Genomic DNA, 25,608 nt, shown 5'->3' with positions numbered 1-25,608 from the left:
ATCAAAGTTCTAAAGTAATGCGTATTATAAAAACTTCACAAGAAAAAACGAGTAAAAAAAAGGACAATTAAATTGCCCTTTTTTACTATCCTTTTTAGAGACCTAGTTTTTCACGCCAAGTTGCTAACAGCGCTGTAGTATCAGAATCATTTGGATGAAATTTTGGTCTTAAGAAATCAAGTAACTCTGGAATTTGACGTGTCATAAAACCTTTACGACCATACATAAACTTAAGCATGTACTTCGTGTCTTTCCAAGTTAACTTTCCATCGGTTTTTAATAGCTTGGCGGTAAAATGTGTCTGAGTTGCAAAAATTAATGCCATTGCAATAATTAAAGCTGTTGAACGCATGAAATAAGCTTTCGGACCTTGCCCATACATGCTTGTGTACACATCAAAAGCCACAGCTTTATGTTCATTTTCTTCAACTGCATGCCACATCCATAAATGATACATTGTGTCATCTTGGAACATCGCCTGAATTTCAGGGTTCTGTAAAAGTTCAGCTGCAATGGTAGAGGTAAAATGTTCTAGCGCACATGTCCCTGTTAAATCAATCATTTCTTTAGTGTAGCCAAAAGGTTTCATTAATTTGGTTACAACAGCCGTACCCATCTTAATGACTTTTCCCGTTTGCTTTTCCATATGGCGAACATCATAACCATAAGCTTGCGCTGAAGCATTAAATGCTAAATGCTCTTTCGAATGCATCGCTTCTTGACCAATAAAAGCGCTAATTTCTTTTTGAAGATCTGGATCAGCAAGCTTTGGATCATTTCGAACAGCACGAGTACTATTTACAAAGAACTGCTCACCTTCTGGGAAAAGGGCCGATAATGCTGTCATAAAATGTGTTAATGCCGCATCATAATTCGCCCAATAGCGTGGGACCTGAGTAAATTCAAAGTCCATACGACGCACAGGGAAACTAGCACCAGCACGATTGGAAATATTTACCTTAGCATTCATCTCAGACTCCTTTTAAGTGAATAGCTAATTCACATATAACTTTATTTATTTTCTTAATATTTATAATCATACGTCTTTCGGTGTACCAATTAAGTGCAGATGAGGACAGAGAAATATCAGATGAGGTCATTAATAACCCCATAAAGGTGCATAGACTTACTGATAGTTATGGTTAGCAAATAATACTTAAAAAGAAAAAGGGCTACTCATGAGCCCTTTCAAATCAACATAGATTTAAATTACAAACCTAATTTTGCTTTCCATGTTTTCAATAGACTAACTGTATCTAGGTCATTTGGATGAAAACCGGGTTTAAAGTAAGCTAACATTTCTTTAGCCATACCACTAATAATGCCTTTAGATGGGCTATATCCGTATTTATAAATTACTGATAGTTCAGTTAAATTCAACTTATTGTCTTGTTTTAATAAACGAAGTACAAAAGATGATTGAATCAAAAAAATTAAAGTCATAGCAAACACTAAAGAACTGGTTCGTAAGGCATAAGCTTTTACACCCTTACCAAATACACCCTCGTACACGTCAAAAGCTACGGCTTTATGCTCATTTTCTTCTATAGCATGCCAATACCACATGGTTGACATTGTCTCATCTGTCATCAACTCTTGAATGTGTTTATTAACTAATAACTGTGAAGCTATAGTAGCCGTAAAATGTTCAAGTGCTGTTGTAGCTGTCAGATCAACCATTTCTTTGGTCATACCGAAAGGTTTAACAATTTTTACAAAAGTTTTAATTGCTGTTTGAATCGCCGTGTCGGTAAACTTCTCTAGTGTTTCTACATCGTGACCAAACTTTTGAGCAGAAGCATTAAAATTTACATGCTCTTGAGTATGCATTGCTTCTTGCCCAATGAAGGCACTAATCTCTTTTTGCAATGCTTCATCATCTTTAATTGATGGGTGATAACGTACAGCACGTACACTATCTATGAAGAATTTTTCACCTGCCGGAAACAAGGCCGACAATGCTGTCATAAAGTGTGTGAGTCCAGCAGAACCATTCATCCAATATTCTGGTACATCATTAAAGTCAAAGTTCATACGACGTACAGGAAAGCTCGCCCCTGCACGATTCGTAATATTCACTTTAGCATTCATACCCAAAGCTCCTTATTAAGTAATCCAAATTACTCAAACTTTATTGTTCGTTTTCTTGATTCTTATCATACAAATTTCATAAAAAGGATTAAGGGTAAATAAGGACATTGAAATATCAGTTAAGGCCAGCTTTTATAGTGATTGTTAGACAATTAAATATAAAAAAAGCGCTCTAAAAAGAGCGCTTTTTTTCACTGAAAGTGATTATGCAGTTACTTTCGCAACAACACCAGCACCTACAGTACGACCACCTTCACGGATCGCAAAACGTAGACCTGGGTCCATTGCGATTGGGTGGATTAATTCTACTGACATTTCAACGTTGTCACCTGGCATAACCATTTCAACGCCGTCTTGTAATTGGATTGCGCCAGTTACGTCAGTTGTACGGAAGTAGAACTGTGGACGGTAACCGTTAAGGAATGGAGTATGACGACCACCTTCTTCTTTAGAAAGTACGTATACTTCTGCATCGAATTTAGTGTGCGGCTTGATTGTACCTGGTTTAGCAAGTACTTGACCACGTTGTACGTCTTCACGCTTAGTACCACGTAAAAGAACACCACAGTTCTCGCCCGCACGACCTTCGTCAAGAAGTTTACGGAACATTTCTACGCCAGTTACAGTTGTTTTAACTGTATCTTTAATACCAACGATCTCTACTTCTTCACCAACTTTAACGATACCAGCTTCTACACGGCCTGTTACTACAGTACCACGACCAGAAATTGAGAATACGTCTTCGATTGGCATTAAGAATGCTTTGTCGATAGCACGTTCTGGTTCTGGAATGTAAGAGTCAAGCGCTTCAACAAGAGCAAGAACTGAAGACTCGCCATATTGACCAGCATCACCGTTAAGAGCAGCAAGAGCTGAACCACGGATAACAGGAGTGTCATCACCTGGGAAGTCATAAGTAGAAAGAAGTTCACGAACTTCCATTTCTACTAATTCAAGTAATTCTTCATCATCAACAAGGTCACACTTGTTCAAGAATACGATGATGTAAGGTACACCAACCTGACGAGAAAGAAGGATGTGTTCACGAGTTTGTGGCATTGGACCATCAGTCGCAGCACATACAAGGATCGCGCCGTCCATCTGAGCAGCACCAGTAATCATGTTTTTAACATAATCGGCGTGGCCCGGGCAGTCTACGTGAGCGTAGTGACGGATTGGAGAATCGTATTCTACGTGTGAAGTATTAATTGTAATACCACGTGCTTTTTCTTCAGGTGCTGAGTCGATTTGTGAGTAATCTTTCGCTTCACCGCCGTAAGTTTTTGCACAAATAGTTGCAATCGCAGCAGTTAAAGTTGTTTTACCATGGTCAACGTGACCAATTGTGCCCACGTTTACGTGTGGCTTATTACGTTCAAACTTGGCTTTAGCCATGATGATCTTCCTTTATAAACTGCTCATGCAGGGTCACTGCACGAGCGCTTGGTTTTTAACTAAGAATTAGTTTGGGCTTATAGTAATCGAAAGATTACTCGTCGTCACCTTTTTTACCGCCAGTCTGGAACTTAGCGATGATGCCTTCAGCCACGTTACGTGGAGTTTCAGCGTATTTAGCGAATTCCATAGAATAAGTCGCACGACCTTGAGACATAGAACGCATTTGAGTCGCGTAACCAAACATCTCAGCCAATGGAACTTCTGCTTTAATTGCTTTAGTTCCACCAGGAAGATCATCCATACCTTGAACCATACCACGACGACGGTTTAAGTCACCCATGATATCGCCCATGTAGTCTTCTGGAGTTTCTACTTCAACTTTCATGATTGGTTCAAGAAGGATAGGATCAGCTTTCATGAAACCGTCACGGAAAGCGTATGAACCAGCCATTTTGAACGACAATTCATCAGAGTCGACATCATGGTAAGAACCATCAAATAATGTCGCTTTGATACCCACAACAGGGTAACCAGCTAATACACCATTCTTCATACGTTCTTGAATACCTTTGTCAACCGCACCAAAGAATTCTTTAGGTACTGTACCGCCGACAACTTCTTCAGCGAATTGGTATTCTTTACCAGCTTCTTCAACATCCATAGGCTCTAAACGAACATATACATGACCGAATTTACCTTTACCACCTGTTTGACGAACAAATTTACCTTCTTGTTCAACAGACTTTTTGATCGTTTCACGGTAAGCAACCATTGGTTTACCAATGTTCGCTTCAACACCGAATTCACGCTTCATACGGTCAACGATGATGTCAAGGTGAAGCTCACCCATACCAGCAATAATTGTTTGACCAGATTCTTCGTCTGTACGAACGCGGAACGATGGATCTTCTTTAGCCAAACGACCTAAAGCAATTGACATTTTTTCTTGGTCAGCTTTAGTTTTTGGTTCAACAGCCAATGAAATTACTGGCTCTGGGAATTCCATACGCTCAAGTGTAATGATGTTTTTCTCATCACATAATGTATCACCAGTAGTAACGTCTTTAAGACCTACACACGCTGCGATATCACCTGCACGGATTTCATCAAGATCTTGACGTTCGTTCGCATGCATTTGCACGATACGGCCGATACGTTCACGCTTAGATTTAACTGGGTTATAAACCGGATCACCTTGTTTAAGAACACCAGAGTAAACACGTACGAATGTTAAGTTACCTACGAATTTGTCGTTCATGATTTTGAACGCAAGCGCAGAGAACGGAGCTTCGTCAGATGCTTCACGAGACGCTTTAGTTTCGTCTTTGTCGTCAAGGATACCTTCGATCGCTTTAACTTCTGTAGGTGATGGTAAGAATTCAATTACAGCATCCAACATACGTTGAACACCTTTGTTTTTGAACGCTGAACCACAAAGCATTACTTGAATTTCAGAAGCTAATGTACGAGCACGTAAACCTGCAATGATCTCTTCTTTAGAAAGATCACCTTCTTCAAGGTACTTGTCCATTAATTCTTCAGAAGCTTCAGCCGCAGCTTCAACCATTTTGGTACGCCATTCGTTAGACGTATCAACAAGGTCAGCTGGGATGTCAGCATATTCAAACTTCATACCTTGAGATGCTTCATCCCAGATAATCGCTTTCATTTCGATAAGGTCAACAACACCTGCAAACGTATCTTCTGCACCGATTGGCACAACGATAGGTACAGGATTACCACCTAAACGAGTTTTAACTTGCTCAACAGCACGGAAGAAGTTTGCACCAGTACGGTCCATCTTGTTCACGAATGCTAAACGAGGCACTTTATATTTGTTTGCTTGACGCCATACAGTTTCAGACTGAGGTTGTACGCCACCAACTGCACAGTAAACCATGCACGCACCGTCAAGAACACGCATAGAACGTTCAACTTCGATTGTGAAGTCTACGTGTCCCGGGGTGTCAATTACGTTGATACGGTGTTGTTCGAATTGGTTACCCATACCAGACCAGAAACAAGTTGTAGCAGCAGAGGTAATTGTAATACCGCGCTCTTGCTCTTGTTCCATCCAGTCCATTGTTGCTGCACCATCGTGTACTTCACCAATTTTGTGAGATACACCTGTGTAGAACAAAATACGTTCTGTTGTAGTTGTTTTACCTGCGTCGATGTGCGCAGAAATACCGATGTTACGGTAATTACTAATTGGGGTTTGGCGAGCCATGATGTCTACATTCCTAAATGTTATATTTAAAACAGGACGCATCAATTAAATTGATGCGCACAAATATCCAAGCAGGCAACTTAAATACCCGCAAAGCTCCCACTTTGATAAAGAGCAATGTTGAATCGAGCTGCGGTACGCATGAATATTCTCCTGATTAGGGACTGTTTTATCCGCTTAGAAACGGTAGTGAGAGAAGGCTTTGTTGGCTTCAGCCATACGATGCACGTCTTCACGTTTTTTGATCGCTGCACCTTTACCTTCAGCTGCATCAAGCAACTCACCAGCAAGACGTAAAGCCATCGTTTTTTCAGAACGCTTAGCAGCAGCATCTACTAACCAACGCATTGCTAAGGCAGTACGACGGGATGGGCGTACTTCCATAGGTACTTGATAAGTAGCACCACCAACACGGCGTGCTTTTACTTCAACCATAGGACGAACTTTTTCAAGAGTAGTCTCGAAAAATTCAACTGGGTCTACTTTGTTTTTTTCTTGAACACGTTCTAAAGCACCGTAAACGATACCTTCAGCAACAGATTTTTTACCATCTTGCATTACGTGGTTCATGAATTTAGCGATTGTTTGGCTGCTAAATTTTGGATCTGGAAGGATCTCACGAGCAGCGACTACGCGACGTCTTGGCATTTTAATACACCTAATAATATGACACTTCAGGATAATCCAGCAGTTTGTACAAGTGTCATGTACACGACGCTGGCCTTACTATACGTCGCTTGAATTACAAATCTATGAAGAATTCAAACAAGCGAAACGCTAAAGGGCTTATTGGACTAGTTTCCTAGAATTACTTCTTAGGACGCTTAGTACCGTATTTAGAACGTGATTGATTACGATCTTTAACACCAGCACAGTCTAATGAACCACGAACGGTATGGTAACGTACACCTGGTAAGTCTTTAACACGACCACCACGGATAAGAACAACACTGTGCTCTTGTAGGTTATGACCTTCACCACCGATGTAGCTAGATACTTCAAAACCTGAAGTTAAGCGAACACGGCAAACCTTACGCATAGCTGAGTTAGGTTTTTTAGGTGTAGTTGTATAAACACGTGTACAAACACCACGACGTTGTGGACAAGCCTTCAACGCAGGAACTTTGGATTTTTCAACCAAAGTCGTACGACCCTTACGGATCAACTGATTCGTTGTTGCCATATGGCAATTCTCCCGTTATTAAAAAACCTTAAAAAGAAAATACCTCTTTTTAAGGGCACATAATTGTAAGCTAAGATGCAAAAATGGTCAACACGGCAATACGTACCAAATGTTGACCATATCAATCTTTGACAGGATAACTTACAAATCTAAATAGAGTTCAAATTTTATTTTTAAACCTCTTATTTGTAAGCGTATTGTTAAGAGTATTTTTTATCATTCAACTCCTCTTCATCTTCCTCAGGAGTTAAAGCCGGTTTTTGCTCAGTATGCTCATGTTCCTCTACATGTTTATCAGCAAGTTGCTCGATACCTTGGTGAACATTTTCCTGAATTTTTTCTTCACTCTTTTTACTTTCTGTAGGCTTTAAGACAATAGATACTTTTGAAATGACATCATGGTTTTCTACTTTATGATGATGTGCTGCATGAATATTGCCATCTTCACCCACATTTAAAAGACGTGGACTCGCCTTTTGGATAAGCGTTACTGCAGCATAATAGGCCTGTAGTGGAGATAAATGCTCACTTGGATGTTCATTTAAATAATGTCTTGCAGCACCAAAAATGGCTTGTGCTTTATGACCAACATCTTCTTGTAGTTTCCAACTATATACGGCACTTAAAACAGCACCAGCAACTGGTGTAACTTTGCCAAATGCTGAAAGTTTAGGAATACGGTTTAACCAACCCCATTTAAACTCTCCATCTTCATCGACTAGCCAGTTCTTTAAAGTATCAAAATCGGTAGTTGAACCTAACACTTGCTGAAATTGATGAATATCTTGCGTTTCCAACATATTGCGTAATGTTTTTAAAGCGATCAATAAAGTTTGCTTTTCAGCAATCAAACTAATATCAACTTCTTTAAAGATAAACTCAACAACATCTTGGTCTGTAACCTCCAGAAGATCAAAACCATGTGATCTACCAGTCTGATAAATCGTTCTTAAAACCAGCACGAGTGAAACAGGAATATCTACAGCAGCACCAACCACACCCGACACGCCTGTAATTGCACCTTGTACAGTTGCAATTAATTTATTTTGTTCGATAAGTGCCTGACTTAAACGTTGAGAACGGCCCGTATCTTTAGTGAGCTCAAATAAATCTTTAGCGCCCGCTTCTTCTAAGATTTTTTCAGTTAAGGTGCTTTTTGAACTAAAGTCATTCAGCCAATCAAATAAATAACCTGAGATTTTTTCGTCCCAATCTGGGGAAAGAAATGTAGCTACACCATTTACTTTTGTGAAATGTCGCCCAAAGACCTGACGAGTTACTTTCGGCAATTGTTCACGTAGCATTTGTTGAGGACTTTCATATTGCTCAACTTCAAATGGGCTTTTTGTTCTCGATTTTCCTTCAACCGTTTTATCAGTTGGAATTGGTTCAATTACCTTACTAACGTCACCTGATTGGTTCTGTTGCAAGATACTCAATCCTGTAGAACTGAGCTTTTTAGCCACTCCGAAGACCTGAGAAAACAAATTGTCAGATTGATTATTATTAAATTTTGTCATCAAGTACCTCGATTTTTTAATTTATCTAATTAGACATAAATACTAGGTGGAATGTGGATTTATCTCAACTTGAATGTGTGTATTTTAGTTAACCCTAAATGCAACATACTATGTATTTGGTTATTTTTTTAAATGTAAAATTGTCATAAAGATTTGCCATAAGAAATAAAAATCCTTTCTGCTATCATGTTAACAACGAAAAAACATGAGTCTTGTTTTCTTACAGCTATATTCTCCTATTCGTTTTCGTAGCTGTTGATCACCATAGACTCTTAATATCACCATAAAGGGACCTGTAGATGAAACGTGTTGTAATCACTGGTATGGGTATTAACTCATGTATCGGTAATTCTTTAGAAGCAGTTACTCATTCACTTCAAAATGGAATCTCCGGGACACGTTTTAACCCAACTTATGCTGAACTCAATTTTAAAAGTCATGTGAGCGCTGCTGCAGAACAAGATTTTGATCATATTGACCGTAAGTTAAAACGCTTTATGGGCGTATGTGCAATGTACGCTTACAATGCTGCTGTAGCTGCTGTTGAACATGCAGGTCTTACTGCTGAACAAATCGGTGGTAATCCACGTTACGGTATCGCAGGCGGTTCAGGTGGTGGTTCAACTGCATCTGTTGTTGAAATGACAGAGCTTTTAGAAACTAAAGGTGCACGTAAAGTAGGACCTTTCTTCGTACCACGCAACATGTCAAACACTATTACTGCAAACGTAGGTGTTGCATTCAAACTGCAAGGTATTGCTCATACAATTACAAGTGCTTGCGCAACTTCTGCTGACGCAATTGGTTATGCGTACAACCTTATTCAACTCGGCAAACAAGATCTTATGCTTGCTGGTGGTGGTGAAGAAGATCATTGGTCTCAAAGTTTATTGTTTGATGCAATGGGTGCACTTTGCTCAAAATATAATGAAACTCCAGAAACAGCATCTCGTCCATATTCAGCAGACCGTGATGGTTTTGTTATTGCTGGCGGTGGTGGTTTCGTAGTACTTGAATCACTTGAACACGCTCAAGCACGTGGTGCCAACATTTTAGCTGAAGTCGTTGGCTATGCTGCAAACAGCGATGGTGCAGACATGGTTGCTCCAAGCGGTGAAGGTGCTACACGTTGTGTATTAATGGCGCTTGAAGAAGCTAAGCAACATGGCGTAGATAAAATTGACTATGTAAATACACATGGTACATCTACTCCAGCTGGTGACATTACAGAACTTAAAGCAATGGAACGTGCATTTGGCGAAGGCAATGTACCTCCTCTTAGCTCAACTAAATCTATGACAGGTCATAGCTTAGGTGCAGCTGGTGTACAAGAAGCTATTTACTCTGTTCTAATGATGCAAAACGACTTTATTGCACCAAACATCAATGTAACTGAACTTGATGAAGGCGCAAAACCGTTTGATATCGTACTTGAAAAACGTGATGCAAAATTGAATACTGTAATGAGTAACAGTTTTGGCTTTGGCGGCGTTAACGCTTGCCTTATTTTCAAGAAGTGGGATGCATAATCCCACCTAGGATTATCGATGGATGCACCTTCTGATGCTTTTTTGTGGGTAAAAGCATTACATATTATTGCCGTGGTTTGTTGGTTCGCTGCTTTGTTCTACTTACCACGTCTATATGTTTATCATGCTATGAGTGAAGATGCTGTTAGTCATCAACGCTTTGAAGTAATGGAACGTAAGTTGTATCGTGGAATTATGTGGCCTTCTCTGATTGCCACATTAATTACTGCTCATTTTCTTGTGGATTGGGGCGATGCAACTCGACATTACCATCAGGCAACATGGTTTTACCTTAAAGTTGGATTAGTCGCTTTGTTAGTCATCTACCATTTGGTATGTGGCTACTACCGTAAAAAACTTATCGGAAATGCTCACTATAAATCACATAAGTTCTGGCGCTTCTTTAATGAAATGCCGACCTTAATTTTATTTGCTGTTGTGATTTTAGTTGTCGTAAAGCCTCAGTTTTAACTGGGGTTTTTGCTTTTATTATCCAAGAACTCTTTTATTCACAGCAATAAGAAAACTAATGAATAACCACACCTCTTTATTTCGCGATACCTAACCTATAGTATGCTAAAGAAATAAATGAACTCATTTAATGGCAAAGCTATGCTACTTTTTAATGCCTTTAAACGCTTAATTCTCAGAAAATTTACTCTTCTTACACTTTTTATTTTCCGTCACTTAAAAAACTACCCAATTAGGCATTTGACTGCTCAAGAAAAAGTATTAGCACAAATGATCTTTGGCGACATGCTCAATTGTGAGCAACCTAAAATTATTGCTACTCGCTACCTTCCTTGGCAGTCTTACGGTATTTTTATGGCTCCGAACGGAAATATTTATGTCAATCTTTCCGATTACAGTGAAAATTATGCTCTAGAATCTAAATTTATGCAGGGTATTTTTATTCACGAACTCACTCATGTCATGCAGTATCAAAAAGGCATTCATGTACTACTTAAAGGCGCCTTACTGCAATCAGCCTATTATCTGAGCTTTAAAAGTTACAACCCCTATAAATACACCTACTCTCCCCACAAGGCTTTTAGCTCTTATAACATTGAACAACAAGGTGAAATTGCCCGTGACATTTGTTCCGGAAAAATCCCCAATATCATCTGTTCACCTCAACTTGATTTGTAACTAAATAATCAATCTAGCTTTGAACGTAACATTTCTTGCTTAATGTAAATGAGAATTCTTATAAATCAGAAATACTTATCTAGACGCTGAAATCGTACTTATTCATTTCAAATTATTGAAAAAAATATAGAAGACTTATTCCAAATTAGCTTGTGATAAGGCAGTATACAGACAATAAAAATAATGAAGCCTGTTTCTATTCTATACAGAAAATCTCGTTATTTTTACGCAGAAAATATGTGATTGGTATATATTATTGATCTTGACATTTTTGTTTACTATTTTAATTGTTTAATATCGTATCATACACATCGTTGAAAAATTATATCCATAAAAATCAACACTATGTGTATCTATATTCGTTATGATCTAGGATTAGGTTTGAATGAAAAGTTTTAAAGTTGCCCTTGCTCAGTTTTCTCCGCATATTGGCAATATTGACTCAAACACCAAAAAGATGATTGAGCAAGTAAATCAGGCGAAAAAACAAAACGCTGACCTGATTATTTTTCCCGAGCTTTCTGTTATTGGTTATCCAGCTGAAGACTTATTGCTACGTCCAAATTTAAATAAACGTATGCAAAAGGCTTTTGCTCAACTTGCCGAAGTTAAAGATATTGTCATGGTTTTCGGATTTGTGAACCAGACAGAAGATGGTCAACGTTATAATTCTGCTGCTGTCATGAAAGACGGTCAAGTTCTGGGTGTTTTTAACAAACACAATTTACCAAACTATGGCGTCTTTGATGAAAAACGTTATTTCCAAAAAGGAAATCAGCATTTGGTGTTTGAATATCTTGGACATAAGTTTGGCGTATTGATTTGCGAAGATATCTGGTCAATTAATACTGTAAAACAGTTAAGCCAATTAAATGTTGATACTGTTCTTGTATTAAATGCATCGCCATACGAAGTCGGTAAACCTCAGCACCGTACACAAACCTTGAGTGAACTTGCAAAACAACTTCACCTCAACATTGTGTACGTTAACCAAGTGGGCGGACAAGATGATTTAATTTTTGATGGCACAAGTTTTGTCAGCAATAAAGATGGTGGAATTGCTTTACAAGCACCAAGCTTTAAAGAAGACCTCTACATCGCTGAATTTGATCCAAAAAATAAAGCATTTAAAGTCACAGAATCAGCTCCTGCTTTAGAAACATTTGCAGAGATCTATCAAGGTTTAGTTCTGGCAACACGTGACTATGTAGAGCGTTCAGGTTTCCCCGGTGTAATTTTAGGTTTATCTGGCGGTATTGATTCTGCCCTTACACTTGCTATTGCTGTTGATGCAATTGGTGCAGAAAAAGTACAAGCCGTAATGATGCCTTATACTTATACTTCTCAAATTAGTGTAGAAGATGCGGCAGAACAAGCTCGTCGTATGGGTGTAACTTTCGGTATTGCTGAAATACATTCAGTTGTAAATAGCTTTATGCAAACCTTGTATCCTTTCTTTGGCAACTCACCAGCAGATGCGACCGAAGAGAATTTGCAAGCGCGCGCACGCGGCACATTACTCATGGGCTTATCAAATAAATTTGGTAATTTAGTACTCGCTACTGGCAACAAGTCTGAGCTTTCAGTTGGCTACTGTACACTTTACGGTGATATGGTTGGCGGATTTGCAGTTCTAAAAGATGTTTATAAAACTATCGTGTTTGAATTAGCAAAATACCGTAATAGCTTAAGTGAAACTCCTGTTATTCCTGAACGTGTTATTACTCGCCCACCTTCAGCAGAACTTCGCCCAGACCAAAAAGACCAAGACTCTTTACCAGCATATGATGTATTGGATGCCATTCTTTACGCATACATTGAAGAAGATTTAAGTCAGGCAGATATTATTGCCAAAGGTTTTGATAAAGAAGTAGTTGAAAAAGTTATCCGTTTAGTTGATCGTAATGAATACAAACGTCGTCAAGGCGCGATTGGGCCGAGAATTACTTCTCGTGCATTTAGTCGTGAACGACGTTATCCGATTGTCAACGGTTGGACAGCGAATGACTGAGCAGGAAAACTCATCAAAAACTACAGCACTTGCTCAAGCACTTTTGCTTGAGCAGGTGGAATTTTTTAAAAAACAATTATCTATAGAAAACTCACCTATTTATTTCCAGCAGTTCATTCAACTGTTTATGCAACATGCTGACGAAATAAAACTTCATGAAGTGGTTGATTTAGAGCAACTACAAGCCGTTGTGAAACGTTATGCTTTTGAAATGCAGCTAGGTGCTGGCTTACTTGAGTTTATTGGGGAAATTGCGCAGCGTATTTATCTATCTGCCATGAAGTCTCCAATTCAGCTACAAGATTTGGTATCTGACCACCAATTTGAAATGTGGCTCTCCAAATTTTTAGAAATGGAACATATTCCTCTTTATCTCAATCAGTTTTTAAGAAGCAGTCCTTCTGTACAACAACTTTGCCAATACATTGCAACTTCAACATTAGAACAAAAATTACCAAAATTTCTAAGCGCATCTAGAGTTGATGACTATCACTTTGAATGGCAACACAAACTCAAAAAATTCTCCTTTCTACAGCAACAACGTCTTGAGCATAAACTTGAAACTTGGATTGCCAGCTTTATTCATGAGCAACTTACAGAATTAAGTCTTTTATCGAGCGAAGATTTAGAAAGCCTAGTACGCCATGTGTGGGAAGATATTAGATATAAAAAAATGTATGAGTTTATGAAGCAACTCACTCCTCTCGATGTTGAAGAGTTTTTTGTTTTAATTTACGAATACTGGAAAGAATTACGCCAATCGCAATTCATGCAAGATCTGATTTTGTATGGTGTCGAAGTTTTTTATGACTTTTATAAAGACCAGAGTTTATTTGAAGTATTAAGTGAGATTGGTTTAACCGAAAGCGACTTACAAACTGAAGCTTTACGTTTTTATCCGAAGGTTATGAATGCCTTTAATGAACACGGTATTTTAGAACCGTTATTACAAACGCTTTTAGCTCCTTTTTATCAAAGCTCAAAAACACTCGATACGATTGAAAAACATTTTAATATGTAAAAAGCAGATAAAAAGAAACCATGCATGAGCATGGTTTTTAAAATGGTGGCTATGACGAGACTTGAACTTGTGACCCCCGCATTATGAGTGCGGTGCTCTAACCAACTGAGCTACATAGCCGTAAACTGTGTGCGCATTATCTATAGTTCTGTATAGCAGGTCAAGAGTTCAAAACCACTAAATTCCATCAAATGAACAAATAAGATTCAGATCATCATTATTTGTTCATTTTTTAGCAAATTTGTACTTTAAACAATTGATCAACCAAAGAAATATATTAGAGATCTAATACTAGTTTTTTTCCTTTTGCTCTTGATACACAAATCATCATGCTCTTTTGTGAAGCCTTTTCTGCATCACTGAGATATTGATCGAAGTGCTCTGCTTCACCTTCTAAAATAGCAGTTTCACATGTACCGCAAACCCCTTCGCGACATAAACATTCCACATCAATATTTAATGTTTCGATGGCTTGTAAAATGGTCTGGTTACTTTGTACTTCAATTTCCTGTTTAGACTTAGTAAGTACCACTGTAAACGCTTCACCATCTTCTGGAACTGTTGAAGCAAATTGTTCCCAGTGGATATATTCATCGCGGTAACGATGCTTATTACAGCAATCAATCACAGCATCAATCATAGGTTTCGGCCCACAGACATAGACATGTGTACCTTTAGGTTGTGATGAAATCAGTTCATCCAAATTTAATGCGCAACCTTCTGAGTCAACATAGCTAAATACATGCTCCATATGTTTCTGCTTAAGCTCATCTAACAAAGCCGCGTGTTCAGGTGAACGGTAGGCATAATGTAGCTCAAACTCAGCACCACGTGCTGCAAGCTCATCCATTTGTGGCAAGAATGGTGTAATGCCAATACCACCTGCAATTAAAATATGTTTATTGCCTGTTTCAGCTAATGGAAATAAATTTTTTGGTTCTGAAATCTGAATTTCACAGCCTTCATTACATTGATCATGCATGAAAATCGAACCACCCTTACCTTCCACATCCTTACGAACACAGACTTGGTAAGTCGATAGATCTTGCGTACAACTCATCAATGAATACGCATTGGAAAGCTGTTCATTCATTTTGACAATAATATGGCTTCCCCCACTAAATCGAGGAAAGTTCTGCCCATCTTGACGTTTGAACGTAAACCGTTTGATTAAAGGGGTCAGCTGCTCCACATGAGTAACAACTGCCGGGAACATTTCATAATGACTAGCCATATTAGAATCCTTCTTTTACCGCATATTCTTGTTGTTAGGGCTTATCCTTAAAGCCCTAAACACATGTATTTAATAGTCATGAACTCTTCAAGACCATACTTTGAGCCTTCACGTCCGACACCTGATTGCTTCACGCCACCAAATGGTACAACTTCATTTGAAATTGCTGTGGCATTCATACCGACCATTCCATATTCAAGCTGTTCTGACACTCGCCATAAACGTGAAATATTTTCGCTATAAACATACGCTGCCAAACCAAAAATGGTGTCATTGGCCTGAGCAACAACATCAGCTTCATCTGTAAAGCGAATGAGCGGCGCAACTGGACCAAAAATTTCTTCTTGGACAATTTCCATCGTACGGTCAACATTAGTTAAAACCGATGGCTCATAAAAGGTTTGTCCTAAAACATGCTGCTTACCACCGCAAACAACTTTAGCTCCTTTACTTACCGCATCATCAATCAACTGCTGTGCTTTTAAAACTGCTTTTTCATTAATTAATGGGCCAATTTGTACGCCATCTTCCAAACCATTACCGACTTTAAACTTTTGTACTTCTTGAACAAACTTCTCAGCAAAAGCTTGATAAATATTGTCATGTACATAAATGCGGTTAGCACAAACACAGGTCTGGCCCGCATTACGGAACTTAGCAAAAATCGCGCCTTGTACAGCTTTATCTAAATCTGCATCATCAAATACAATCAGAGGTGCATTACCACCTAACTCAAGCGCCAATTTTTTAATGGTACTTGAACACTGCTGCATCAGTAGGCGCCCCACTGGAGTTGAGCCAGTAAAGGTCAATTTTTTCACTTTTTCATGTGAAGTAAATACAGAGCCAATTTCTTGAGATTTACCTGTCACAACATTAAGCACACCAGCCGGAATACCTGCTTTTTCGGCAAGTTTCGCAATCGCTAATGCACAATAAGGCGTTTCATTCGCTGGCTTAATCACGATCGTACATCCAGCTGCTAAAGCTGGTGCAGCTTTACGAGTAATCATGGCGATTGGGAAATTCCACGGCGTAATCGCAGCCACGACACCCACAGGTTCTTTACTGATAATAAAACGCTGCTGGTTATTTACGGTTGGAATCACATCACCATAGATACGCTTGCCTTCTTCGGCAAACCATTGAATAAAGGATGCAGCATAACGCACTTCACCTTTCGCTTCTGCCAAAGGTTTTCCTTGTTCAATGGTCATGATTAAAGCAAGTTCATCACTATGATCGAGAACCAGTGTGTACCAAGCTAATAAAATATCTGCACGGTTTTGAGCAGTTAAAGCTTTCCAACTCTGTAATGCAGTATAAGCAGCCTCGACTGCTTGAGTCGCCTCAGCCCCTCCCATATTTGGTATTGTGCCAATTTCTTCGCCTGTAGCTGGGTTAGTCACTGGAACCGTTGCATTTGACTGTGCAGCTAGCCATTGCCCATTAATATAGGCCTGTTGCTGAAATAATTCAGTGCTTTGTAAACTCGACATATCATCTTCCTAACTGAAGAATCAGGTGTAAGTCATCTTTACACCTGAATAAATCCATTTGTTTTATTTGTGATGTTGCGCTACAAGATGTTGGAAGTAAGCAATACCATGCTCACTAATTCCTGAGCGTTGCTTGTCAGTCATGATACGGCCTTGACCACGATAACCACGTGATTTCAAACCACGTTGTACGCTTTCGACTAAGTTCAAATCTTCAGGGCGGAATACATTGCGATACCACTCAATCAAATCTTTCTGATCTTGAGTAAGTTCTTCGTTCGTGAAGTAAATATCGTAATGTTGCAAAGTCGTTTCTGCATCAACTGGAAATTCATAGATCACAGTCATGAAGTTGCTGCCCGGTGGTACGTTGAACATTGTGCAAGGCCAAGTCCAGAAACCATGAAACTCAGGATCAGTTACCGATGGATCAAGCTTAAATGACTTCTCAGATGAGCGAGCAAAGCCATACTGCAATGTCCAGTTTTGATGTGTTGTGTGCCAATATTTATCAACTTGTACCGAATCGGCAAAACCAGGATGCGCTGGTCCACAGTGATAGCACTCTAGATAATTATCAACAATCACTTTCCAGTTTGCCGGAGTTTCTGTCACAAAACGTGCCGCCAGTTTCAAATCTTTAATTACGCTACATGCTTGATTTAAACGCTCAGCAAATTCCGGAAGTTGGTCTTCTACACAAGTCGCATTTTCATCCATATTAATGAAAACAAATCCTGCATATTCCTCAACTTTTAAAGGCACCATGCTTGAGTTTTCTTTATCGAAAGATTCAACATGGTCACAGTTACGCGCCAAAGCCAAGCTACCGTCTAGCTTAAAAGTCCAAGCATGGTATGGACAAGTAATTACATTTTTTGCTTTACCACTACCACTTAAAAGCTCGTGACCACGATGCGGACACACATTATAAAACGCACGTAAAACACTATCTTTACCGCGAATGATGACAATATTTTCACCAATTACTTTACGGGTAATATAGTCATTCGGTTGTGCCAATTCACTGCCATGTGCAACACAAATCCAGCTTTTAGCAAAGATCGCTTCTTTCTCATGCTCAAAAACTTGCGATGAAGTATAAAAAACTTTAGGGAAAGTCCATGCAACATCTGGGTTTGCACAAAAATCTTCAGGTAATTTTTCAACTGCACTCATGTTCTTACTCCATTAAATTCTTTTCGTCCAAATGACTCGATATTAAATTGTTGTCTTTTCGACACTGCCAAACATGTGACGTATTGCAATCAGCATGTTTTGATATAACTGTTGAACTTCTGGGCAGTCACGCATAAGACGTAAACTGCCATGTAATAAACCTTTGCCTAAATGAAACTCACTCGGGATTCCTGCTTGTTCCAATTTTTGGGTAAAGAAATAACCGTCATCACTTAAAGGGTCATATTCTGCAACGGCTACAAAACTGGCAGGCATATCTGAAAAATCAGTTGCCAATAAAGGCGCTAGACGCAAATCTTGCCAATCTTGAAAGTTAGGTGCATATTCCTTTAAATAAAAATGCATATCTTCTGTCGTTAATAACGGCGCATGGGCATGCTTTTGTGCGGCTGGTGTATCAAGTGCTGTAGTTAAACACGGATAAACCAAAGCCAGTCCTTGAGCTTGTAAACCACTATGCTGTAGATGCACTGCAAGGGCTGCTGCCAAGTTACCGCCTGCACTATCGCCTGCTAGAATGATATTTTCGCTATCGATCTGCCAAGCTGAACCATGCTTTTTAAGCCATTGATAAACTGCTAAACAATCTTCATAAGCTGCTGGAAAACGATGCTCTGGTGCCATGCGGTAATCTACGCTAATGACAACTGCATTTAAGTCCTGACACAAATAGCTGGTAATAAACTCATGTGAATCGAGCCCGCCAACCATCCAACCGCCGCCATGTAAATACAACACACACGGCCAACCAGTTTCAGGTCGATTTGTTTTTGGTAAATACACGCGAACAGGAACTTGATGCTCATCATTTGCCACAACTCGATCTTCTACTTCGATCTTGCCATCACGTGGCAAAGTGTAGTGTCGACACATCGCGTCATAGGCCGCACGGACTGAGTCAATATCTGCATCTGCTGGTGAATAAATGCTGCTCCAATACACAAGGCTTTGCATTTCTTCACTTAAGGCATAAGTGGTCTGTTCATGTGTAGTCATTACCGTTCCCTCTAGCTGGTTTTTCTGTCCAGTTTGATTGAGCTTGCAAGCTCAAGTTGCATCCGTTTTGCATGTTCATCTTGAGACTGGTTTAAACCAATTTCTTGCTCATCATAACCTTGTTGCTCAATTAAATGCGATGGGACTTTGGCATAATCCTGAATCAGCCATTTCACTAAGCCATAGGTTTGAATCAGAATAATCACAATGAATGGTAAAGCCGTCACAATGGTTGCTGTTTTCATGGTGTCTAACGGTGCTTTACTAAAGATCATGGCAATTGGAACTAAAGTTAGCATTACACACCAGAACAGACGGGCATTTGGCGATGGATCTTGTCCTTCACTTAAACCACGTGTACATGTTGCTGAAACCGCATAGCCTACTGCATCCATATGTGCTGCCAAGAACACCACCATAATGCCGAGGAAAATCCACATCATTAGTTTTCCGGCAGGTAACAGACTGAGCAATTGACCAATCGCAACCTCACCACCTTGTTGGCTTAAGATTTGCGGTACATTTACAGCCCCATGAATAAAGCTATAAACACTATAGTTTTCAAATACACCGAAGATGAACCAAAGACCGACACTACCACCAATCACCATGGCAAAGATCACTTCTTTAATCGTACGACCTTTCGAAACACGCGTTACGAACAGTGCCACACCCGGTGCATATGAAATCCACCACAACCAGTAGAAAACAGTCCATTCACGGGTAAACTTGCCATCACCCATTGGGTCGGTAAACAGGCTCATATCAACAAAGTTGGTTGCCATTAACCCGAAACTCATTAATGAATTATTCAAAATGAATTGAGTCGGACCAAAGCAAAGTACATAAATTGCAAATAACACAACACCTAAGCACACCAAATGGCTTAAACGCTGCATACCTTTGTCCATACCAACGTAAGAACTAAGCGCAAACACAACCGAGACACCCAAAATAATGATGACCTTGGTCATAAAGGTATTTGGGATACCTGTGAGTTGAGACAAGATATTGGTAAATGTCACGGCAGTAAGTACCAACGAAATCGTCAGAGCACCAAACATGCAAAGCAAGAACATGAGGTCGACTAAACGTCCAACCACGCCGGTTGATTTAAAGCCTGTTACAGCCTCAATAACGGAAGCCAAGCTTAATCCTTTGTTTTTTCTCACATGGTAGCTGTAGCACAAAGAAATTGATGCCAAAGCATAAATTGCCCATGCACTTAAACCAGAGTGAAAAAACGAGTAAGCCACGCTATATTTCAATGCTTCTGCCGACTCAGGTGGTAAGCTCAAACCCGGAGTCTGATAATAGTAAGCCCAGTCCAAAAAGCCCCAGTACAGTGTAGAAGACCCAATACCTGACAAAATGAACATAAAAATCCATGACATCGTAGTGTATTGAGGTTTCCCTTCACCTAGTTTGATTTTGCCGTATTTACTAAAAGCTAGACCAAAAGTAAAAATAATGGCTAAAAAAGCAAACAGTAATACTGGGGTTGTAAATACTGAGGTCGTCCACTGCATCCATGTTGCAGCAATCTTAATCGACTCTTGCGAATAAATCGCCAAACCAGCAACTGAAATAAATACAAACAGTAAGCTGGTTACGGCAAGAACTTTATCCGTATAAATTTTTGTGTTTTGATTATCCATATCCATACATCCATTTTTGGATGGCGTTATTCCATAGCGAACACGTCCATTTTAATTTGGGCTACACACGATGCAATTGCATCTCCTACCTCATAAGTTTTTGCCTGACCGCCGATATCGGCTGTCTTTGGCCCATTAATTAAGACATTCTCAATCGCCTGCATAATGTCCTGACCTGCTTGAATGCAACGTTCGTCTTCTTCACCAAAGAATTCGAACATCATGGCACCCGACCAAATCGCAGCGATCGGATTGGCAATTTGTTTACCGTAAATATCTGGTGCCGAACCATGTACAGGTTCAAACAATGATGGGAATTTTCTTTCTGGGTTTAAATTTGCCGAAGCAGCCAAACCAATAGTTCCTGTACATGCAGGGCCTAAATCGGAAAGAATGTCGCCAAATAAATTCGATGCAACAACCACATCAAAACGTTCAGGTTGTAAAACAAAACGAGCCGCTAAAATATCAACATGCTGTTTATCAGCCTGAATTTGAGGATATTGTTTTGCCATCGCATCAACGCGTTCATCCCAGTACGGCATGCTGACAGCAATACCATTTGATTTGGTCGCTGCGGTAATTTTTTTCGCATCACGCTGATTTGCAAACTCAAATGCATAACGCAAAATTCGGTCTACACCATGACGTGTAAATACGGCTTCTTGTAAAACAAACTCGCGGTCTGTTCCTTCAAAAGCTTTACCACCAATGGCTGAGTATTCACCTTCACTGTTTTCACGAACTACGTAAAAATCGATGTCGCCTGGTTTTTTACCTACTAATGGACATTTCACACCTGGCATTAAGCGCACTGGACGTAAATTCACATATTGGTCAAAACCACGACGGAACTGAAGTAGCGAACCCCAAAGTGAAATATGGTCGGGCACTTTATCTGGCCAGCCTACAGCACCAAAATAGATCGCATCGTAACCTTGCAAGGTTTCAAACCAGTCATCCGGCATCATTTTGCCGTGCTCAAGGTAGTAATCGCAGCTTGCCCAATCGAAAGCATCGAGTTGAAGCTCAATACCATGCTTCTCTGCCGCTGCCTTTACAACCTTAATGCCTTCTGGTAGAACTTCTAAACCAATGCCATCGCCTGCAATCGTGGCAACTTTATATCTTTTTGCCATAAGCTTCCTTCACACCTTCGACTAATATCCTTGTATGGCTTAAACATGATGTTTTAAGCAAAAATGATCAATAACGGAACTATCACTCCAATGGACACGGATCGTGAATAATCTACCTAACCTATCGGATTTAAAGGTTTTTTGCACAGTCGCCAAACTAAAAAGTTTTGTCGAATCTGCTGAGGAACTTGGGACATCGCCAGCTTTTATTAGCAAGCGAATTAATATTTTAGAAAACACGTTAAGCTGCAAACTTTTTCATCGCAGCACGCGTCACGTTAGCCTAACGGAAGATGGCAAACTTATTCTTGAGAGAGTTTCAAATATTCTTGAAGAATTTGATGAAGTTTGTGAACTGGTCAATAACCCGCTCAGTACACCCACAGGTCGTATGGATATTATTAGCAGCTTTGGTTTTGGCAGAAAGCATATCGCCCCAATTCTGTCTAAATTAATGATGCTTTATCCAAAGCTTCAAATTCATTTTGACACCATCGACAATACTAAAGACCTGATTCAACACAGTATTGATTTGGATATTAGAATTGGTAATGAAATTGCGCCAAACATGATTGCGAAGAAGTTAGCTTCTAATTTTCGAATTTTGTGTGCAGCGCCAAGCTATTTACTTAAACACGGTGTACCAGACAGCATTGAAGACTTGCAAACACATGATTGTTTAACAATTAGTGAACGTGATCAATCTTCGGTACTTTGGAAATTTAGACATACTTCTGAAGATGTCTCGGTTCATGTCAAACCACGCTTTGTTTCTAATAACGGCGAAATTATTCATCAGCTTGCTATAGAAGGACATGGCATCATCTTTCGTTCGATTTGGGACGTTGCAGATGAACTAATTACAGGCCAACTTCAACATATTTTGCCTGAATATTGGCAAGATGCGGATATTTGGGCCGTTTATCCATCACGACTCAAAAGCTCGTCTAAATTACAAACTTGCATTTTGTTCATTCAAAATGAATTGCTTAATCGATTGCAACATGTGCAAAACTTAAGTCGAGGACAACTCATTTCACCCGCAGTCAAACGTGAACCTCCTCCTGAAAAAGTCTTTCTATAAAAAAAGCCCTAAGTGAAGCCTATTCACTTAGGGCAATAAATTGCTCTTAAATTTTAGAAATAATATCCAATTGAAAGATAAAACAATTTATCCCAGTCATTGCTACTACCTTGTACAAGGCCATCAGCCCCACCTCCCACCATTGGATCATTTTTACTCATAATGTATTCACCCTGAATACCAATAGCTTTGTAATTAAAATAAACCCCTGCAATTAAACGTTCAGAGTCTTTATAGCCATCCTCATCTTTAAAAAAGCGACTATGGGAGATATAAGGTTTAATATTTTCAATCTGATGGAATGGCTGAGCAAAGGTATAGTTAATTTCATTGACCAAATACTTACCTTTATTGGCGACTTGATATGGGTAGTCGAATGCACCAATGGTTGAACTATTTGGAAATAAATCATCGCCATTGGTCACATCTTGTTTACCCCCCAAGAACATCCATTGCCATGCTTGATATTGCGTTTGAGCAAAAACGTTCCAAGATTTTCGGTGCCCATCTACATTTGTTCTTTTATTTTCTAAATCGGAGTACCAAACTGACCCACCTAGCTCAGTCGAAAAATTTTGAGACTTATCTAGTTCAAATTTTCTAGATGCTCGGGCAATCCACATATTTTTTTCTTCAATATTGGTACCTGTACTTAAATCATCAGCTTCAACAAAGTTACCACTGTAACGGCTTGAGTCTTTTGAAGTTCCCTTATAATTTCCACCATCAGTTGGATAAAAACCTAAGGTCAAATTATATTTATCATCTGCAAACTTATATTTGATACCCAAATTATCGATATCTTCTAAACCAACTGTATTTAAAAGTGTTTCGTAATAACTACTTCCCCAAAATTCGCCAAAACCAAAATCAACGGGTTGCAAACCTGCCGTGATTCTCTGCTGGTCAGATAACTTATAACCTACCCATGCTTTTTTTAGAAAAATTGCATCGCATAAGCGATCATATTGATAACAACGAGCATCCGCCCCTGCAATCCAATCTGGATTTTCATAACCTAACACTAATTTAATATCGGTTAGCCGCCAGTCATCATTTTGAGAACCTTCATTTGCATCAACCACATAATCTTTATGCAAATATCGGGAACGTATCGCGCCAGAAACTTTAAATTGACCCGAGTCTAAAGTTGGATCTCCCCAACTCAAATCAGCCGCAGAAACTTGAACTCCCGCCGTTAAACTTAAAATCCCTAAAAATAATAATGACCTTTTCATGTCTTCAACATCCTTGTTAAGTGTTATAAGAACATGAAGAAATTGACGTAGACAAACAATGCCACAACTATAAAGTCGGTCTTTACAAACTGTGTTTAATCAAAAAACGAGCATAAAAAAAGACCACGCAGGAGCGTGGTCTATAAAATGGTGGCTATGACGAGACTTGAACTTGTGACCCCCGCATTATGAGTGCGGTGCTCTAACCAACTGAGCTACATAGCCGAAAACTGTGCGCGCATTATCTTAGTTTCTTTAATGCACGTCAAGAAAAATTTTAAATAAATTAGGTGAAGTGAGCCTATAAGCCGGGTTCTGTCGAGGATGGTCATTCCTCTAGGCGTACAATCACTCATACGCTCAAGCGACCTACCCGAATCCAGTACGGGCCGTACCTCAGGATTCCTATTTGGTCTTGCTTCTGGTGGGGTTTACCATGCCGTGAACTGTTACCAGACACGCGGTGCGCTCTTACCGCACCCTTTCACCCTTACCTCACGAATGAGGCGGTCTACTCTCTGCTGCACTTTCCGTCGGCTTTCACCGCCCAGGCGTTACCTGGCACCCTGCCCTATGAAGCCCGGACTTTCCTCCCCTGCTTCAGTCACGAAGACCTCCACAGCAGCGACCATCCAGCTCACCTCAGGGGCGCATATTAACAAATTTATTTACTAATTGCTCGTGCTTTTTTGAGCAATTAATTTTTTATATTTGTCGAAGAGCTGTTCTTCTGTTTCCTCATGCTGTGGATCTTTAGGAATACAATCTACAGGACAAAACAACTGACATTGCGGTTGGTCATGATGACCAACGCACTCAGTACACAAATCTGGATGAATTTCATAAATCACTTCACCCATAAAAATTGCTTCATTGGGGCAAACTGGTTCACAAACATCACAGTTTATGCATTCATCGGTGATATATAACGACACGTTACCAACCTTGTTGATGTTTACGTTCAAAGGCCTCAACCACAGCTTGCGGAACAAACTTGGTCACATCCCCTTTTAAACGAGCAATTTCCCGAATCAATGTCGAAGAAATAAAAGAATACTGTTCAGATGGTGTTAAGAACACCGCTTCAAAATGTGGATCAAGCTGACGATTCATATTGGCAAGTTGAAATTCATATTCAAAGTCAGAAACTGCTCTTAAACCACGAAGTACTGCTGTTGCCTTTTGCTCTTTAAAAAAATTAACCAGTAAACCATCAAAGCCTACAAACTCAACATTTGATAAGTGACCTAAAGATGATTGTGCAAGTTCAACTCTCTCTTCTAAACTGAACAAAGGATTTTTATGATGTCCAATTGCAATCGCTACTACAACCTCATCAAACATTCTTGATGCTCTAGTAACTAAATCAACGTGGCCATTCGTGATGGGGTCAAATGTTCCAGGATAAATTACACGCGTTTTAGACAT

At 39.5% G+C, this 25,608-nt stretch carries 22 protein-coding genes, 2 tRNA genes and 1 other RNA gene; 6 read left to right on the top strand and 19 right to left on the bottom strand.

Annotation, left to right across the window (positions count from 1 at the left end; translation table 11 throughout):
* Nucleotides 1-94 precede the first annotated feature (94 nt).
* The 7 genes from ACS125_RS08305 to ACS125_RS08275 all read right to left on the bottom strand — a co-directional run bounded on the left by ACS125_RS08305 (nucleotide 95) and on the right by ACS125_RS08275 (nucleotide 8,422).
* The gene (locus tag ACS125_RS08305) at nucleotides 95-970 is read right to left on the bottom strand and encodes a metal-dependent hydrolase (protein ID WP_004794157.1); all 876 of its coding nucleotides are present in this window, start codon (nucleotides 968-970) and stop codon (nucleotides 95-97) included.
* Nucleotides 971-1,209: 239 nt separating this feature from the next.
* Nucleotides 1,210-2,091 carry a metal-dependent hydrolase gene (locus ACS125_RS08300; protein ID WP_174741565.1) on the bottom strand — a complete coding sequence of 294 codons (882 nt, stop codon included), beginning with the start codon at nucleotides 2,089-2,091 and terminating at the stop codon, nucleotides 1,210-1,212.
* Between the two features lie 204 nt (nucleotides 2,092-2,295).
* Nucleotides 2,296-3,486, bottom strand: a complete 1,191-nt coding sequence (gene tuf / locus ACS125_RS08295; protein ID WP_004794160.1) for an elongation factor Tu — start codon at nucleotides 3,484-3,486, stop codon at nucleotides 2,296-2,298.
* Nucleotides 3,487-3,580: 94 nt separating this feature from the next.
* Entirely contained in the window at nucleotides 3,581-5,719 is a 2,139-nt protein-coding gene (fusA, locus tag ACS125_RS08290) for an elongation factor G (protein ID WP_004794161.1), read from the bottom strand.
* 177 nt (nucleotides 5,720-5,896) lie between these two features.
* Nucleotides 5,897-6,367 (bottom strand): 30S ribosomal protein S7, encoded by a 471-nt coding sequence (gene rpsG / locus ACS125_RS08285; RefSeq protein WP_004638185.1) that lies wholly within the window; start codon nucleotides 6,365-6,367, stop codon nucleotides 5,897-5,899.
* Between the two features lie 160 nt (nucleotides 6,368-6,527).
* Entirely contained in the window at nucleotides 6,528-6,902 is a 375-nt protein-coding gene (gene rpsL, locus ACS125_RS08280) for a 30S ribosomal protein S12 (protein ID WP_002050319.1), read from the bottom strand.
* A 200-nt stretch (nucleotides 6,903-7,102) separates the two neighbouring features.
* Nucleotides 7,103-8,422: an EcsC family protein gene (locus ACS125_RS08275; RefSeq protein ID WP_216069932.1), complete on the bottom strand. Its 1,320-nt coding sequence runs from the start codon at nucleotides 8,420-8,422 to the stop codon at nucleotides 7,103-7,105.
* A 299-nt stretch (nucleotides 8,423-8,721) separates the two neighbouring features.
* Between ACS125_RS08275 and ACS125_RS08270 the strand changes: the two genes are divergently transcribed.
* The 5 genes from ACS125_RS08270 (at nucleotide 8,722) to ACS125_RS08250 (ending at nucleotide 14,132) form a co-directional block, all read left to right on the top strand.
* A complete protein-coding gene (locus ACS125_RS08270; RefSeq protein ID WP_004641618.1) occupies nucleotides 8,722-9,951 on the top strand; it encodes a beta-ketoacyl synthase N-terminal-like domain-containing protein in 1,230 nt (409 codons plus the stop codon).
* 18 nt (nucleotides 9,952-9,969) lie between these two features.
* The gene (locus ACS125_RS08265; protein WP_004794166.1) at nucleotides 9,970-10,422 is read left to right on the top strand and encodes a CopD family protein; all 453 of its coding nucleotides are present in this window, start codon (nucleotides 9,970-9,972) and stop codon (nucleotides 10,420-10,422) included.
* Nucleotides 10,423-10,539: 117 nt separating this feature from the next.
* On the top strand, nucleotides 10,540-11,100 hold the full coding sequence (locus ACS125_RS08260; RefSeq protein WP_151964567.1) for a hypothetical protein: 561 nt from the start codon (nucleotides 10,540-10,542) through the stop codon (nucleotides 11,098-11,100).
* Nucleotides 11,101-11,485: 385 nt separating this feature from the next.
* Entirely contained in the window at nucleotides 11,486-13,111 is a 1,626-nt protein-coding gene (locus ACS125_RS08255) for an NAD+ synthase (protein ID WP_151964566.1), read from the top strand.
* Nucleotides 13,104-14,132: a hypothetical protein gene (locus ACS125_RS08250; RefSeq protein WP_004794171.1), complete on the top strand. Its 1,029-nt coding sequence runs from the start codon at nucleotides 13,104-13,106 to the stop codon at nucleotides 14,130-14,132. Before ACS125_RS08255 ends, ACS125_RS08250 begins: the two co-directional genes overlap by 8 nt.
* A 43-nt stretch (nucleotides 14,133-14,175) precedes the next feature.
* Here ACS125_RS08250 and ACS125_RS08245 read toward each other — a convergent pair.
* The 7 genes from ACS125_RS08245 to ACS125_RS08215 form a co-directional block, all read right to left on the bottom strand.
* Nucleotides 14,176-14,252: transfer RNA gene (locus ACS125_RS08245), tRNA-Met, on the bottom strand.
* A gap of 157 nt (nucleotides 14,253-14,409) precedes the next feature.
* Nucleotides 14,410-15,366: a carnitine monooxygenase, reductase subunit CntB gene (gene cntB, locus ACS125_RS08240; protein ID WP_443271464.1), complete on the bottom strand. Its 957-nt coding sequence runs from the start codon at nucleotides 15,364-15,366 to the stop codon at nucleotides 14,410-14,412.
* A gap of 47 nt (nucleotides 15,367-15,413) precedes the next feature.
* Complete coding sequence (locus tag ACS125_RS08235; protein ID WP_443271462.1) at nucleotides 15,414-16,865, bottom strand: NAD-dependent succinate-semialdehyde dehydrogenase; 1,452 nt, start codon at nucleotides 16,863-16,865, stop codon at nucleotides 15,414-15,416.
* 63 nt (nucleotides 16,866-16,928) lie between these two features.
* A complete protein-coding gene (cntA, locus tag ACS125_RS08230; RefSeq protein ID WP_002120432.1) occupies nucleotides 16,929-18,044 on the bottom strand; it encodes a carnitine monooxygenase subunit alpha in 1,116 nt (371 codons plus the stop codon).
* Nucleotides 18,045-18,086: 42 nt separating this feature from the next.
* Entirely contained in the window at nucleotides 18,087-19,061 is a 975-nt protein-coding gene (locus ACS125_RS08225; protein WP_443271460.1) for an alpha/beta hydrolase fold domain-containing protein, read from the bottom strand.
* An 11-nt stretch (nucleotides 19,062-19,072) separates the two neighbouring features.
* Complete coding sequence (locus ACS125_RS08220) at nucleotides 19,073-20,725, bottom strand: BCCT family carnitine transporter (RefSeq protein ID WP_107881803.1); 1,653 nt, start codon at nucleotides 20,723-20,725, stop codon at nucleotides 19,073-19,075.
* 20 nt (nucleotides 20,726-20,745) lie between these two features.
* Nucleotides 20,746-21,858, bottom strand: a complete 1,113-nt coding sequence (locus ACS125_RS08215; protein WP_111855982.1) for a tartrate dehydrogenase — start codon at nucleotides 21,856-21,858, stop codon at nucleotides 20,746-20,748.
* A 103-nt stretch (nucleotides 21,859-21,961) separates the two neighbouring features.
* On the opposite strand from ACS125_RS08215, the gene ACS125_RS08210 reads away from it, so the two are divergent.
* On the top strand, nucleotides 21,962-22,942 hold the full coding sequence (locus ACS125_RS08210; protein WP_443271457.1) for a LysR family transcriptional regulator: 981 nt from the start codon (nucleotides 21,962-21,964) through the stop codon (nucleotides 22,940-22,942).
* A gap of 53 nt (nucleotides 22,943-22,995) precedes the next feature.
* Here the strand turns inward: ACS125_RS08210 and ACS125_RS08205 are convergent, their stop codons facing one another.
* From ACS125_RS08205 to coaD, 5 genes are all read right to left on the bottom strand, one after another.
* Complete coding sequence (locus ACS125_RS08205) at nucleotides 22,996-24,180, bottom strand: porin (RefSeq protein WP_443271455.1); 1,185 nt, start codon at nucleotides 24,178-24,180, stop codon at nucleotides 22,996-22,998.
* Nucleotides 24,181-24,328: 148 nt separating this feature from the next.
* Nucleotides 24,329-24,405, bottom strand: a tRNA-Met gene (locus ACS125_RS08200).
* 63 nt (nucleotides 24,406-24,468) lie between these two features.
* Nucleotides 24,469-24,824, bottom strand: an RNA gene (gene rnpB, locus ACS125_RS08195) — RNase P RNA component class A.
* Between the two features lie 27 nt (nucleotides 24,825-24,851).
* Entirely contained in the window at nucleotides 24,852-25,115 is a 264-nt protein-coding gene (locus tag ACS125_RS08190; protein WP_004794186.1) for a YfhL family 4Fe-4S dicluster ferredoxin, read from the bottom strand.
* Between the two features lies 1 nt (nucleotide 25,116).
* A complete protein-coding gene (coaD, locus tag ACS125_RS08185) occupies nucleotides 25,117-25,608 on the bottom strand; it encodes a pantetheine-phosphate adenylyltransferase (RefSeq protein ID WP_004794188.1) in 492 nt (163 codons plus the stop codon).

The organism is Acinetobacter sp. PFS20 (assembly GCF_052261015.1).
GTDB lineage: Bacteria > Pseudomonadota > Gammaproteobacteria > Pseudomonadales > Moraxellaceae > Acinetobacter.
The sequence above is the reverse complement of the archived record's forward strand: the minus strand, read 5'-3'. Positions and strand labels throughout refer to the sequence as shown.

What these genes read in the sequence shown, in the direction of transcription:
- ACS125_RS08305 (WP_004794157.1), bottom strand. Translation starts at nt 970, where the DNA reads ATGAATGCTAAGGTAAATATTTCCAATCGTGCTGGTGCTAGTTTCCCT.
- ACS125_RS08300 (WP_174741565.1), bottom strand. Translation starts at nt 2,091, where the DNA reads ATGAATGCTAAAGTGAATATTACGAATCGTGCAGGGGCGAGCTTTCCT.
- tuf (WP_004794160.1), bottom strand. Translation starts at nt 3,486, where the DNA reads ATGGCTAAAGCCAAGTTTGAACGTAATAAGCCACACGTAAACGTGGGC.
- fusA (WP_004794161.1), bottom strand. Translation starts at nt 5,719, where the DNA reads ATGGCTCGCCAAACCCCAATTAGTAATTACCGTAACATCGGTATTTCT.
- rpsG (WP_004638185.1), bottom strand. Translation starts at nt 6,367, where the DNA reads ATGCCAAGACGTCGCGTAGTCGCTGCTCGTGAGATCCTTCCAGATCCA.
- rpsL (WP_002050319.1), bottom strand. Translation starts at nt 6,902, where the DNA reads ATGGCAACAACGAATCAGTTGATCCGTAAGGGTCGTACGACTTTGGTT.
- ACS125_RS08275 (WP_216069932.1), bottom strand. Translation starts at nt 8,422, where the DNA reads ATGACAAAATTTAATAATAATCAATCTGACAATTTGTTTTCTCAGGTC.
- ACS125_RS08270 (WP_004641618.1), top strand. Translation starts at nt 8,722, where the DNA reads ATGAAACGTGTTGTAATCACTGGTATGGGTATTAACTCATGTATCGGT.
- ACS125_RS08265 (WP_004794166.1), top strand. Translation starts at nt 9,970, where the DNA reads ATGGATGCACCTTCTGATGCTTTTTTGTGGGTAAAAGCATTACATATT.
- ACS125_RS08260 (WP_151964567.1), top strand. Translation starts at nt 10,540, where the DNA reads ATGAACTCATTTAATGGCAAAGCTATGCTACTTTTTAATGCCTTTAAA.
- ACS125_RS08255 (WP_151964566.1), top strand. Translation starts at nt 11,486, where the DNA reads ATGAAAAGTTTTAAAGTTGCCCTTGCTCAGTTTTCTCCGCATATTGGC.
- ACS125_RS08250 (WP_004794171.1), top strand. Translation starts at nt 13,104, where the DNA reads ATGACTGAGCAGGAAAACTCATCAAAAACTACAGCACTTGCTCAAGCA.
- cntB (WP_443271464.1), bottom strand. Translation starts at nt 15,366, where the DNA reads ATGGCTAGTCATTATGAAATGTTCCCGGCAGTTGTTACTCATGTGGAG.
- ACS125_RS08235 (WP_443271462.1), bottom strand. Translation starts at nt 16,865, where the DNA reads ATGTCGAGTTTACAAAGCACTGAATTATTTCAGCAACAGGCCTATATT.
- cntA (WP_002120432.1), bottom strand. Translation starts at nt 18,044, where the DNA reads ATGAGTGCAGTTGAAAAATTACCTGAAGATTTTTGTGCAAACCCAGAT.
- ACS125_RS08225 (WP_443271460.1), bottom strand. Translation starts at nt 19,061, where the DNA reads ATGACTACACATGAACAGACCACTTATGCCTTAAGTGAAGAAATGCAA.
- ACS125_RS08220 (WP_107881803.1), bottom strand. Translation starts at nt 20,725, where the DNA reads ATGGATATGGATAATCAAAACACAAAAATTTATACGGATAAAGTTCTT.
- ACS125_RS08215 (WP_111855982.1), bottom strand. Translation starts at nt 21,858, where the DNA reads ATGGCAAAAAGATATAAAGTTGCCACGATTGCAGGCGATGGCATTGGT.
- ACS125_RS08205 (WP_443271455.1), bottom strand. Translation starts at nt 24,180, where the DNA reads ATGAAAAGGTCATTATTATTTTTAGGGATTTTAAGTTTAACGGCGGGA.
- coaD (WP_004794188.1), bottom strand. Translation starts at nt 25,608, where the DNA reads ATGTCTAAAACGCGTGTAATTTATCCTGGAACATTTGACCCCATCACG.